The organism is Kitasatospora sp. NPDC036755 (assembly GCF_040636595.1).
Classification (GTDB): Bacteria; Actinomycetota; Actinomycetes; order Streptomycetales; family Streptomycetaceae; genus Kitasatospora.
Genome location: NZ_JBEZUT010000284.1, coordinates 1 through 11210, shown reverse-complemented (window position 1 = coordinate 11210; position 11210 = coordinate 1). Strand labels below are relative to the sequence as shown.

General features: G+C 74.2%; 10 protein-coding genes. 6 read left to right on the top strand and 4 right to left on the bottom strand.

Features of this window, described 5'->3' with window-relative positions; genetic code table 11:
- Positions 1-225 precede the first annotated feature (225 nt).
- On the bottom strand, positions 226-1062 hold the full coding sequence (locus AB0E96_RS31435; protein WP_359829174.1) for an alpha/beta hydrolase: 837 nt from the start codon (positions 1060-1062) through the stop codon (positions 226-228).
- 368 nt (positions 1063-1430) lie between these two features.
- Between AB0E96_RS31435 and AB0E96_RS31430 the strand changes: the two genes are divergently transcribed.
- The 3 genes from AB0E96_RS31430 (at position 1431) to AB0E96_RS31420 (ending at position 3367) form a co-directional block, all read left to right on the top strand.
- Complete coding sequence (locus tag AB0E96_RS31430; protein WP_359829173.1) at positions 1431-2156, top strand: alpha/beta hydrolase; 726 nt, start codon at positions 1431-1433, stop codon at positions 2154-2156.
- A 32-nt stretch (positions 2157-2188) separates the two neighbouring features.
- Positions 2189-2746, top strand: a complete 558-nt coding sequence (locus AB0E96_RS31425; RefSeq protein WP_359829172.1) for a DNA starvation/stationary phase protection protein — start codon at positions 2189-2191, stop codon at positions 2744-2746.
- A gap of 273 nt (positions 2747-3019) precedes the next feature.
- Positions 3020-3367 carry an SsgA family sporulation/cell division regulator gene (locus AB0E96_RS31420; RefSeq protein ID WP_359829171.1) on the top strand — a complete coding sequence of 116 codons (348 nt, stop codon included), beginning with the start codon at positions 3020-3022 and terminating at the stop codon, positions 3365-3367.
- Positions 3368-3547: 180 nt separating this feature from the next.
- Here AB0E96_RS31420 and AB0E96_RS31415 read toward each other — a convergent pair whose 3' ends face one another.
- The 3 genes from AB0E96_RS31415 to AB0E96_RS31405 all read right to left on the bottom strand — a co-directional run bounded on the left by AB0E96_RS31415 (position 3548) and on the right by AB0E96_RS31405 (position 5630).
- Entirely contained in the window at positions 3548-4333 is a 786-nt protein-coding gene (locus AB0E96_RS31415) for a hypothetical protein (RefSeq protein WP_359829170.1), read from the bottom strand.
- Between the two features lie 131 nt (positions 4334-4464).
- Positions 4465-4947, bottom strand: a complete 483-nt coding sequence (locus tag AB0E96_RS31410; protein WP_359829169.1) for a DoxX family protein — start codon at positions 4945-4947, stop codon at positions 4465-4467.
- Positions 4948-4967: 20 nt separating this feature from the next.
- Positions 4968-5630 carry a hydrolase gene (locus tag AB0E96_RS31405; protein ID WP_359829168.1) on the bottom strand — a complete coding sequence of 221 codons (663 nt, stop codon included), beginning with the start codon at positions 5628-5630 and terminating at the stop codon, positions 4968-4970.
- A 314-nt stretch (positions 5631-5944) separates the two neighbouring features.
- Between AB0E96_RS31405 and AB0E96_RS31400 the strand changes: the two genes are divergently transcribed.
- The 3 genes from AB0E96_RS31400 to AB0E96_RS31390 all read left to right on the top strand — a co-directional run.
- Positions 5945-7825, top strand: coding sequence for an amidohydrolase (locus AB0E96_RS31400; protein WP_359829175.1), 1881 nt, complete (start codon positions 5945-5947; stop codon positions 7823-7825).
- A gap of 84 nt (positions 7826-7909) precedes the next feature.
- A complete protein-coding gene (locus AB0E96_RS31395) occupies positions 7910-8596 on the top strand; it encodes a YoaK family protein (RefSeq protein ID WP_359829167.1) in 687 nt (228 codons plus the stop codon).
- 207 nt (positions 8597-8803) lie between these two features.
- Positions 8804-11210, top strand: a 2407-nt coding sequence (locus AB0E96_RS31390; RefSeq protein ID WP_359829166.1) for an ATP-binding protein, incomplete at its 3' end; no start/stop codon positions are given.

Sequence of the window (11210 nt, the reverse complement as noted above, 5' to 3'; positions counted from 1 at the left end):
CGGCGCCCGCGGGCGGGGGCGCGGGGCGCGGCGGTGCGGCCGGTCCCGCGGTCGCGGTCCGGGGGGGGCCGGCGACGGCGTTACCGGTGCGGGGCCGGCCGCCGTGGTGGGGGGCGGCGGCCGGCCGGGTGGTGCGGCCGGTCGTCGCGCGGCCAACTCGCCGAGGTGCGCGGCGCGTTGGCCGGAGCGCCGCCCGGAGCGCTGCCCGGCGCTCGAATCGGTGCGTTACTTGGCGAGGAAGGCGAGCAGCGCCTCGTTGACCTCCTCGGCGTGGGTCCAGAGCAGGCCGTGCGGGGCGCCCTCGATCTCGACGTAGTCGGCGGCCGGCAGGGCCTTGTGGAACGGGCGCGCGGTGCTGTCGATCGGCAGGGTGCGGTCGCCGGTGCCGTGCAGGATCAGGGCCGGCACGTCGATGCGGGCGATGTCGGCGCGGAAGTCCGTGTACCAGGTGGTCGGCGCGGCCGAGGCGGCGAAGGCGCCGCCGCTCGCCGCGACGTTCCAGCTGTTGCGGACGGCCTCCTCGGAGATCCGGGTGCCGAGGTTCTCGTCCAGGTTGTAGAAGTCGTTGAAGAAGCCGGTGTAGAAGGCGAACCGGTCGGCCTTCACCGCGGCGACGATGCCGTCGAAGAACTCCTTCGGGGCGGCGCCCTCGGGGTTGTCCTCGGTCTTCAGCAGGAACGGCTCCAGGGAGGCCAGGAAGGCGACCTTGGCGATGCGCTCCGAGCCGTACGTGCCCACGTAGCGGGCGACCTCGCCGGTGCCCATCGAGAAGCCGACCAGGACGGCGTCGCGGACGTCGAGGGTCTCCAGCACGGTGTTCAGGTCCGCGGTGAAGGTGTCGTAGTCGTAGCCCGTGGTGGGGTGGGAGGACCGGCCGAAGCCGCGGCGGTCGTAGGTGACGACGCGGTAGCCGGCGTCCAGCAGTGCGGCGCTCTGGCGCTCCCAGGAGTCGCCGTTCAGCGGGAAGCCGTGGATCAGCACGACGGTCTGGCCGGTGCCGTGGTCCTCGTAGTAGAGGTCGATGGAGGTGGTGTTCTCCTGGCCAACGGTGATGTACGGCATGGGGTTTCCCCTTCTTGCGGGTTCGTGCGGCAGTGGTTCGTACGGCAGCGGTGCGGCCGCGACGGGCTACACGCTAGGCGAGGCCCGCGGCGGCGGATTGCCTGGGAGAGCACCCCGTGTCGTCCGAGAGCGCTACGGCCGGGGCGGCGCCCTCGGGGGGCACCGCCGTCGGGGAGTCCGTCGGGGAGTCGTCCGGGGAGTCGTCCGGCGGGCGCGGCTTCCGGAGCCGGTGCGCGGAACGACCGTAGGCAGTGCAGTGTCGGAACAGGCCCTGGGCGTCGTCCTCCTAGCCTGGAGGCCACAGAAGTCAGCGATCCCGAGGCCTCCGAAAAGGCTTGCGCGAGGCCTCAGTTAAGGACTCTCACGTCATGACGACGAACGACACGCCCACCGTCGTGCTGGTGCACGGCGCCTTCGCCGACGCCTCCGGCTTCGCCCGGGTCGTCCCGGAGCTGTTGGGCGACGGTCTGCAGGTCGTGGTGCCGGCCGTGCCCAACCGCAGCCTGATCGGGGACTCCGCGTACATCGCGTCGGTGGTCCGGCGGATCCCCGGGCCGGTCGTGCTGGTCGGTCACTCGTACGGCGGTGCCGTGATCACCGTCGCGGGCGCCGAGGACAACGTCAAGGGGCTGGTGTACCTGGCGGGTTACGCGCTGGAGGAGGGGGAGAGCCTGGGCGAGCTGCAGGGCGGCTTCCCCGACTCCGAGCTCGCCACCGCCCTGGTGTACAGCCCGTTCCCGCTGGACGGCGGACAGGGCGAGGGCACCGACGTCTCGGTGGAGGTCGACCGCCTGCCGGAGATCTTCGCGGCCGACGTCGACCCGGCGCTCGCCCGGGTCCTCGCCGTCTCCCAGCGGCCGCTCGCCGCGGCCGCGTTCGGCGAGGCCGCGCCCACCGCGGCGTGGCGGACCAAGCCGTCCTGGGGGATCGTCGCCAGTGCCGACCGGACCCTCAACCCCGACGTCCAGCGGTTCGGCTACCGGCGCGCCGGGGCCACCACCGTCGAGGTGGACTCCTCGCACCTGGTGATGCTCTCCCACCCCGAGTGCGTCGCCGACGTGATCCGCGACGCCGTCCGGTCCGTCGCCAAGTGACCACCCCCGCAAGCACCCAGCCCAGGAGCACCATGACCAGCCAGCAGCCGCACCTCCACCAGCACGGCCCGGAACTCCAGGAGTTCGGGACCGTCACCCAGCTGCCGATCGCGCTCTCCCACGACGCCCGGCAGTACTCGTGCCAGCGGCTCAACCGGGTCCTCGCGGACACCCAGTTCCTGTACGCGCTGTACAAGAAGTACCACTGGGGCATGCGCGGGCCGACCGCCTACCAGCTGCACCTGCTCTTCGACAAGCACGCCCAGGAGCAGCTGGAGCTGATCGACGTGCTCGCCGAGCGCGTGCAGAGCCTCGGCGGCGTCGCCGTGGGCGACCCCCGCCACGCCGCCCAGATCACGGGCGTGCCGCGCCCGCCGGACGGCATCGAGGGCGTGCAGTCGATGCTCTCGCGCCTGCTCGACGCCCACGAGACGGTCCTGGCCGACGTCCGCGACGCCGCCACCCGCACCGCGGAGCTCGGCGACGACGGCACCCAGGACCTCCTGGTCTCCCAGATCATCCGCACCGGCGAGACCCAGGTCTGGTTCCTCGCCGAGCACCTGGTCGTCGCCCCCGGTACCGGGGAGTGACCGCGGGCCGGGCCTGTTCGTCGGCAGGCCCGGCTCCGCTCAGTGCCGGGCCCGTTCGTCGGCGGGCCCGGCACTTTCTCGTTCCCGCCCACCGTTCCCGCCCACCGTTTCCGCCCATCGTTCCCGCCCACCGTCCCCGGAGGTACCGTGCCCGGACGCCGGCCCTTCCCGTTTCCGCGTCCCGACCGGGGCCCCGGAGCGGGCGCGGAATCCGCCACGCCCGTTCTGAACGCACGACTCGACCTCGGGGGAGGGAAGTTCATCGACCTTCCGGTGCGCTTCGTGTACCGCGTCGACGAGCCGTTCGCCGTGGTCATGGAGTTCCCCGGTTCCGATCCGGCGGTCGGCATCTGGGAGTTCTCCCGCGACCTGCTCTGGAAGGGCCTGCACCGGCCCGCCGGGACGGGCGACGTGCGGATCTCGCCGCCGTGCCGCTGCCACGGCCGCCGGCAGTTGCGGATCACGCTGCGGGGGGACGACGGCACCGCCTCGATCGACGTTCCGGTCGGGCCGGTGCACAGCTGGCTCCACGAGCAGAGCCTGGTCCGCGTCCCACGCGGCAGCGAGTCCCAACCGGTGGACTGGGACGCGGAGTTGACAAGGCTGGTCGAGGGCGGGTGAGACGGCGGCCGCCGGAACCCGCGCCTCGCACCACGGACATGACGCGATTCGGCTGTGCCCGTACCGAGATCCCTCGGTACGGGCACAGCCTAATCGCGTCACACGGGTCCGGGGCAGCGGACCACAGTCCGGACCGGAACCCACGCGCAGTGCCGGGCGGGAGGCCCGACAGGATGCCGGCTACAGGGTCCGGCGGACGCCGGCCTGGCGTTCCAGCCGCTCCAACTGGTCGGCGAGCCCCGCGTGCATCGCGTCGTGCACGGGGCCGCTGCGCCCGATCCACAGCACCTCCCGGCCCCGGAGCTCCTCCAGCATCAGCGCGTAGGCCGCGTACATCGCGACCGCCGCGAGGAGCATGCCGAGCGCCCCGGCGAGATGCCCCAGCCAGGCCACGCCCGAGACGCCGTAGAGGCCGGCGACGAAGTAGCGCGGCACGGCGATCAGCAGGAGCACCCACAGCACCTTCTTCGGCCTCGCCACCGAGGCCATCAGGGCGGCGAAGACCGTGAAGACCAGGTTCATCACGCCCAGCACCCGCGCGCCGCCGGGGGCGTCCGCCGCGGTGACGAGGCCGTTGGCCAGCCAGGCGCCGGCGAACCCGCCCATCAGCGTCGCCGCGATGACGTCGCGGGCGCCGAACGCCAGGACGCTGACCAGCAGTTGGAGGGCGAAGGCGGAGAAGAGGGTGAGCGCCACGGCCTGCCGGTACGCCCCGTCGACCAGGCCGAGCTGGAGGCTGCTGGCCACGGTGGAGGAGATGGCCACCGTGAAGAAGCCCAGGGGCATCGGCGAGGCGATGGGCCGCAGGGTGAGCCGCGTCATGGCGTGCAGGTCCGGTTCGCGGCGCGGGTCGGCCGACCGGTCCGCGTCCGTGGGGGCTCCGCGGTCCGGGCCGATCGGTGCTCCGTTTCCGGCAGCCGTCGGGCCGGGCCGTGGCGTGCGGGCCTCTTCCGTCGTCGTCGTCATCGTCATCTCGCTCCCTGTTCTCGGTACTTCGTGGTTCTCGGTACTGGTTGCTCCGGGTCGGACATGCCGACGGGCCCGGGCCTCGGGCGGGGAATCCGCCCAGGGCCCGAGCCCGTCCGGTGCCGGCCGCCTCAGCCGCGGTGCAGGGCGAGCCGGGTGGCCAGGCCGCCGCCCACACCGGCGACCACGGCCGCCGGCAGGCACCACAGCGGCCACGCGGCGAGGCCGAGGGCCCCGTCGACCGACCACTGTCCGGGGCCGGTGGCGGTCAGCGCCGCGCCGATGACGATCAGAACGAACGGGAACTCGTACCCGTCGTGCTGAACCCACAGCCCGTGCGGCCACTTGACCGTCATGGCGACGGTCATGACCCCCATGACACTTGCGCCGGCCAGCGGGGTGAGCAGGCCGGCGGCGAGCATCAGCCCGGCCCCGATCTGGGTGCCGCCGGCGGCCATCGCGGTGAGCTTGCCACCGCGGAAGCCGTCGCCCCGGAACTCGGCGCTGCCGCCGTCCAGTCCGCCGCCACCGAGGTGGAAGCTGACCTTCTGGACGCCGTGGCCCGCGATCAGCAGGCCGGCGACCAGGCGCAGCAGGAGTAGACCCGTGTTCATGTCGGACTCCGTCGGGCCGGTCAGCCGGCGGCGTGCGGGTCGATCATGGACTGGGCGTAGACCAGGCCCATGCCGTAGGCGCCGCCGTGCTCCTTGACGAGCTCGGTGACCGGGACGTAGGTCTCGGTGCGGGCCCAGTCGCGCTGGAGCTCCAGGAGGACCTGGATCCAGGTGACGGGCACGGCGCCGGCGGCGGTCATCCGCTGCAGGGCGTGCTCGTGGGCCAGCGGGCTGACGCCGCCGGAAGCGTCGGCCACGACGTAGACCTCGTAGCCCTGGTCCAGCGCCGACAGGGCCGGCAGGACGAGGCAGACCTCGGTCCACAGGCCGGAGAGGATGATCTTCTTGCGGCCGGTGGCCTTGACGGCCTCGACGAGGGCCGAGTCCTCCCAGGCGTTCATCGAGGTGCGGTCGATGACCTCCTGGTCGGGGAAGACGGCCTTCAGCTGGGGCAGGATCGGGCCGGAGAAGGACTCGGCGGCGACGGTGGACAGCACGGTCGGCACGTCGAAGATCCTGGCGGCCTTGGCCAGGCCGACGGTGGCGTTGATGATGGCGGTGCGGTCGCCGCTGCCGGTGCCGAAGAACATCTGCGGCTGGTGGTCGACGAACAGCATCATCGCGTTGTCGGGGGTGAGCAGGTCCGGGCTCGGTGCGGCGTGGACGTTGGCGAAGTCGACCATGGGTCTTCACTTCCTCTTGAATGCGGGTATGGACACAGGAAATTGACACTGCGTCAGGCATCCGGCCGGATCGGCTGGGCCTTACGTTCGACGACACTAGTCCGCCCCGGGCGGAGGGTTCTGCCCGCTGTGCGCCCGGCACTGTTCCGACAACGCACCACGGGACGGGCCCGGACCGCCGGCCGCCGAAGTGCGCTTCGGGGCAACCGGCCATGCGCTGCGGAGAACCTCGCCGGCGGCCCGCCGCCTACGTTCGACGGGTGGCCTCGCGCCGACCCACGCACCACCCAACGAAGGGACTCCCCTTGTCCACCATGCCCGTTGCCGGGGTCCGTCCCGGCACTCCCGAACAGCCCGCCGACCTGGTCGTGCGCAACGCCAAGGTCCACACCAACGACCCGCGCCGCCCGCAGGCCACGGCGGTGGCCGTGCGCGACGGCCGGATCCAGGCGGTCGGCGACGACGCGGACGTCATCCCGCTCGTCGGCCCCGGCACCCGGGTCGTCGACGCGCTCGGCCGCCGGGCCGTACCGGGCCTGAACGACGCCCACCTGCACGTCATCCGCGGCGGCCTCAACTACGTGATGGAGCTGCGCTGGGACGGCGTCCGGACGCTGCGCGAGGCGCTGGCGATGCTGCGGGTGCAGGCCGAGCGCACCCCGCCGGGGCAGTGGGTGCGGGTGGTCGGCGGCTGGTCGGCCGACCAGTTCGCCGAGCGGCGCCTGCCCACCCTGGCCGAGCTGAACGCCGCGGCCCCCGACACCCCGGTCTTCGTGCTGCACCTCTACCAGTCGGCCCTGCTCAACAAGGCCGCACTGCGGGCCGCCGGCTTCACCCGGGACACCCCCGACCCGGCCGGCGGCCAGATCGTGCGCGGCCACGACGGCGAGCCCACCGGCCTGCTGATCGCCGCCCCCGGCGCCCTGCTGCTCTACTCCACCCTGGCCAAGGCGCCGATGCTGGACGAGGCCGACCGGATCGGCTCCACCCGGCACTTCCTGCGCGAGCTCAACCGCTTCGGCCTCACCTCCGCGATCGACGCGGCCGGCGGCTTCCAGAGCTTCCCCGAGAACTACGGCACCGTCATGGAGCTCGCCCGCCGCGGCGAGCTGAGCCTGCGCATCGCCTACCACCTCTTCCCGCAGACCGCCGGGCAGGAGCTCGACGACCTCACCCGCTGGGTCGACACCGTGCGCCCCGGTGAGGGCGACGAGTGGCTGCGCCTCAACGGCGCGGGGGAGAACCTCACCTGGGCCGCCGCCGACTTCGAGAACTTCACCGAGCCGCGTCCGCAACTGGGCGCCTACGAGAGTGAGTTCGAGAAGGCCGTCCGGCTGCTGATGGAGAACGGCTGGGGCTTCCGACTGCACGCCACCTACGACGAGACCATCCGCCGGGACCTCGCCGTGTTCGAGAAGCTGGCCGCCGAGGGCCTCTTCCCCCAGGGCAACCGCTGGCTCTTCGACCACGCCGAGACGGTCAGCAAGGACAGCCTCGACCGGATAGCCGCCCTCGGCGGTGCCGTCTCCGTGCAGAACCGCCTCTCCTTCCAGGGCGAGGCCTTCGTCAACCGCTACGGCGCCCCCGCCGCCGCCGAGGCACCGCCGCTGCGCGCGATGCTGGACCGCGGCCTGACCGTCGCGGCCGGCACCGACGCCACCCGGGTCTCCTCCTACAACCCGTGGGTCGCCCTGCACTGGCTGGTCTCCGGCCGGGCCGTCTCCGGGCGGCGCCTGGCCGCCGAGCACAACCGGCTCAGCCGCGAGCAGGCCCTGGAGCTCTACACCCTCGGCGGCGCCCGGCTCACCGGCGAGGAGGACGTCAAGGGCCGCCTGACCGTCGGCAGCTACGCCGACCTCGCGCTGCTCAGCGCCGACTACTTCGCGGTGGCCGAGGCGGACATCCCGCACATCGAGTCCGTCCTGACCGTCGTCGGCGGGCGCACCGTCCACGCCACCCAGGAGCACGAGGGCCTGGCGCCCGAACTGCCCGAGGTGTCGCCGTCCTGGAGCCCGGTCACCCGCTTCGGCGGCTACCGGGCCACCCCCGCGCCCGGCCCGGCCGCCGGCGTCCAGCAGGCCGAGGGCGTCCTGGAGGCCGTGGCGGCCTCCGGCGAGCAGCACACCTGGCGGGTGGCCCGCGGCCTCGCCCTGCCCGGACAGCCCCAGCTGCCGACGGACCCCTGCTTCCTCTGACCCGCCGGCCGGTTCCGTCACGGGGCACCGCCCGGCCCGGGCGGTGCCCCGCCCGCATCCCCCTTCCCCGCACGAGGAGCCGTCGTGACCACACCCCCGCCGCCGCAGCAGCCGGCACCGCAGATCCACGACCGCCACCCGCTGGCCCTGGCCCTGTTCGCCCTCACCCTGGTCAGCGGCCTGATCGACGCGATCAGCTACCTCGGCCTCGGCCACGTCTTCACCGCGAACATGACCGGCAACGTCGTCGTGATCGCCTTCGCCCTCGCGGGGGCACCCGGCTTCTCCGTGGCCGGCTCGCTGACCTCCCTCGCCGCCTTCCTGCTCGGCGCGGGCGTGGCCGGCCGTCTCGCCGCCCGGCGCGCCGGCAGCCACCGCGCCGCCCGGCTGCGCACGGCCTTCGTCCTGGAGGTCGGGCTGTACGGGGTGGCCGCGGCCATCGCCTTCCTCCGGAGCGTCGACGGGCCCGCGCAGTACCCGGTGATCGCCCTGCTCGCCCTGGCGATGGGCATCCGCAACGGCACGGTGCGCGGCCTCGGCGTGCCGGACCTCACCACCACCGTGCTCACCCTCACCCTGACCGGCCTGGCCGCCGACTCCCGCCTGGCCGGCGGCACCGCGCCCCGCCAGCGGCGCAAGATCCTGTCCGTCGTCACCATGCTCGCCGGGGCCGCCCCCGGCGCCGTCCTCGTCCTGCACGGCCAGATCGCCTGGGCCCTGGTCGCCAGCGCCGCCCTGGCGGGGCTCACCGTCCTGCTCTACCGGGAGTGACCGCACGGCAGATCCCCTACGGTGGAGGCTCGAAGGCGCGCGTGGTCAGCAACTCGGCGCCGCGTGCTCGGGCGGGGATCCGCAGGACGCGCCCCGGAGGGGCCCGTGACCGCCCGCCGGGCCCGTGACCTCGGGAAGGACGGTTCCGGGGAGCGGTAACCTTGGGTACCCGGTGAGCGGATCGGCCGGGTCGAGGGAGAGGCACCAGTGGCGGAGCACAGCCGGTTTCCGGCCCTGGTCGGGCGGCAGCCGCAGACGGAACTGCTGACCGCGGCGCTGGTGCAGGCCGTGGACGGTGCGAGCGGCTCCACCGTCGTGCTGCGGGGTGAGGCCGGTGTCGGCAAGAGCACGCTGATGGGCTGGGTGGAGCGGGCGGCGCGCGAGCGCGGGTTCACCGTCCTGCGCGCGGTCGGCACGGAGGCGGAGACGGACCTCGCGTTCGGCGCCCTCCACCAGGCTTTCCGGTCGCTGCTCCAGCACTCCGACGCGCTGTCCGCACACCAGCGGGAGGCCCTGGAGAGCGCGTTCGGCGTCCGCTTCGGGACCCCGAGCGGCTTCGCCGTGGGTGCCGCCGTGCTGGCCCTGCTGCAGCGGGCGGTGCGGACCGCGCCCGTGCTGCTGGTCCTGGACGACCTGCACTGGATCGACTCGTCGAGCGCGACCGTCTTCGCCTTCCTGCACCGGCGGTGCGCCGAACTGCCGGTGGTGATCGTCGGAGCCGCCCGCCCGGACGGAGCGGCCGCCCAGACGTGGTCGGCCGAGGCCGTCGACGTCCCGGCCCTGCCCCCGGCGGACGCGGTCCTGCTGTTGGGCGCCTGCCACCCCGAACTCGCGGCGCCCGCCAGGGAACGCGTGCTGGCCGAGGCGGCCGGCAACCCGCTGGCCCTGGTGGAACTGCCGCGCCAACTGGGGGCGGCCCAGCAGCGCGGCGCCGCTCCGCTGCCCGAGCGGCTGCCGCTGGGGCGGAAGCTGGAGCGGATGTTCGCCGAGCGGCTGGGCGCGGTGACGCCGGAGGTCGGCCGCCTGCTGCTGCTCGGCGCCCTGGCCACCGGCCCGGACTCCGGCAGCGCCGAGTGGCTCCGCGCCCTGGCGGACGAGAACGCCCGGCAGATCCTGGAGCGGATCGAGGCGGACGGACTGGCCCGGCTCGATCCGGACGGGCAGCTCGTCTTCCGGCACCCGCTGGTCCGTACCGCCGTCGTCGCCGCCGCCTCGGACACCGCGCGCCGGGAGGCGCACCGCGCGCTGTCCGGTGCCCTCGCGCCGGACGACCCCCGCCGGCTGGCGCACGAGGCGGCTGCCGCCCTGCTGCCCGACGAGGACCTCGCGCACCGCCTCCAGGAGGCAGGTCAGGACCTCGCCCGGCGGGGCGGCGAGGCGGAGGGCGCGCTCCTGCTCGAACGTGCCGCCGCCCTCAGCCCCGGTTCCGCCGACCGCGTCCGCAGGCTCACCCGGGCCGCGGTGATGTCGGCGCGCGGCGGGCAACTGCGGCACACCGCCGCCCTGGTGGGGGAGATCGGGAGCGGTGCCGTCCCGCCGGACATCGCCCCGCTGTTCTCGTACGCGGTGGTCTACGCGGACCAGAGCCATCACGTCGACTTCGAGTCCTCCGCCGCGCTGCTGCCCGCGGCCCTCGACGCGCTGACTGCCCCCGGCGCCGAGTCCTTCGGCGGGCTGCTCGAACAGGCCTGGTTCAAGCTCCTCCTGGCGGCCACCTACACGGACGACCCGTGGGCCTGGCGCGCCCTGGAACGGCACCGGGACGACGTCTCCGAGGTGGGCCGGCTGTGCCTGCGGGCCTGGACCGACCCCGGGCCGGACGCGGCGGCCGCCCTCCTCTCGATCGCCGGGCGGATGACCGAGGAGCAGGAGGCCGGCGCGGCCTGGCTGCTGCTGTGGACCGCCTCCGCGCTCGACTGCCCCGACGGCGAGCTGTGGCAGCGCTTCTCCGGGCTGCACGGCTACGCCAGCCAGGGCTCGGTGGCCAAGGCCAGGGCCCACCAGGACTACCTGCTCGGGCACTGGGACCGGGCGGCCGTCTGCCTGCGCGAGGCCGAGATGGCGGACGAGCTCGGCTACCACACCAACGGCCTGATGTTCCGCCAGTACTACGCGCACTTCCTGGCCGGCCGGGGCGACGAGGCAGGGCTGCGGGAGATCGAACGGGCCATCGGACCGGTCGCCACCCGCGCCCGGATGCGGTACGTCCTGGACCGTCTGGCCCATCTGCGCGGACTGGCCGCGCTCGCCCACCGGCGCTACGAGGAGGCGTACGGCCACTTCGGCGAGCTCACCCAACCGGGGCGGCTGCCCGGCGGCCGGCCCTGGCGCCACACGCTGGTCCTCGACCTGGTGACGGCCGCCGTGCACACCGGGCGGCTCGAGGAGGCCCGGGCCCACCTCGCGGCCGGAGCCGGTGCGCGCTCGGCGGAGGTCTCCGGGCGCCACGCCTTCCTGTACGCGGCCGCCACCGCCCTGGCCGCCGACGACGTGGACGCCGACGCCGCCTATGCCGCGGCGTACGCCGTGCCGGGCGCCGAGCAGTGGGTGTTCGACCTCGCGCGCCTGCGGCTCGCGCACGGCGCGTGGCTGCGACGCCACCACCGGCCCGGGG

What these genes read in the sequence shown, in the direction of transcription:
- AB0E96_RS31430 (WP_359829173.1), top strand. Translation starts at nt 1,431, where the DNA reads ATGACGACGAACGACACGCCCACCGTCGTGCTGGTGCACGGCGCCTTC.
- AB0E96_RS31415 (WP_359829170.1), bottom strand. Translation starts at nt 4,333, where the DNA reads ATGACGACGACGACGGAAGAGGCCCGCACGCCACGGCCCGGCCCGACG.
- AB0E96_RS31425 (WP_359829172.1), top strand. Translation starts at nt 2,189, where the DNA reads ATGACCAGCCAGCAGCCGCACCTCCACCAGCACGGCCCGGAACTCCAG.
- AB0E96_RS31410 (WP_359829169.1), bottom strand. Translation starts at nt 4,947, where the DNA reads ATGAACACGGGTCTACTCCTGCTGCGCCTGGTCGCCGGCCTGCTGATC.
- AB0E96_RS31400 (WP_359829175.1), top strand. Translation starts at nt 5,945, where the DNA reads ATGCCCGTTGCCGGGGTCCGTCCCGGCACTCCCGAACAGCCCGCCGAC.
- AB0E96_RS31405 (WP_359829168.1), bottom strand. Translation starts at nt 5,630, where the DNA reads ATGGTCGACTTCGCCAACGTCCACGCCGCACCGAGCCCGGACCTGCTC.
- AB0E96_RS31435 (WP_359829174.1), bottom strand. Translation starts at nt 1,062, where the DNA reads ATGCCGTACATCACCGTTGGCCAGGAGAACACCACCTCCATCGACCTC.